1 protein-coding gene and 1 pseudogene are annotated in these 712 nt (G+C 42.1%); both read left to right on the forward strand.

All coding sequences use genetic code 11. The annotated features are described in order from the left end of the window. Window positions 1-332 (forward strand): TatD family hydrolase (locus tag ACWHAR_RS27090; protein WP_452088435.1); only part of this gene is annotated, 332 nt, incomplete at its 5' end. A 155-nt stretch (window positions 333-487) separates the two neighbouring features. Then, a pseudogene (locus ACWHAR_RS27095) lies at window positions 488-712 on the forward strand (hypothetical protein); the annotation flags it as partial.

A 712-nucleotide genomic window follows, 5' to 3' on the forward strand; every position in this document is an offset into this window, starting at 1 on the left:
AAGCTGTGGGCGGAATCATGCACTGCTTTACAGGAAGTGCGGAAGTGGCAAGAGAATGCATGAAAATGAATTTTTATTTATCATTTGGGGGACCGGTGACATTTAAAAATGCGAAGAAACCGAAGGAAGTAGTGAAGGAAATTGCCAATGACTGGCTGCTGATTGAAACGGACTGCCCGTTTCTCACACCGCACCCTTTCCGCGGGAAAATAAATGAGCCAAGCTATGTGAAATATGTGGCAGAACAAATCGCCGAATTAAAAGAAATGACCTTTGAAGAGATTGCTTCCATCACGACTGAAAATGCGAAAAGACTTTTCCGTATAAACTGACAAAAAACGCTAGCGGGTTTTGTAAGAGCTTGTCCCTTACAGCGTTTTTCTATAAAAGTTCTACATGCTTTCTTCTCCTCATAGGATAGGTTTGTCGACAAGTCTTTCTTCCGTTTCTCAGTGTATTTCAGGATAATGAAGAAGACACTGAGCTTTTGGGAGAAAGAGAAGGGAGGGTTGACAGCCTTTTAGATACTCTATATAATCTCTCCGAGGAGAAGGAGGCGTTTTTCATCACACAAAAAATGAAAAAGCTGTTTTCCGTAAAGCTTAGCAAAAGCAAAGTCATTCTGGTTGCTGCTTGTTTGCTTTTGGTAGGAAGCGGGACTGCGTACGCGGCTCATGAGCTGACGAAACAATCAGTCTCAGTTTCTATCAAT

Source organism: Bacillus sp. LR--39 (assembly GCF_053613335.1).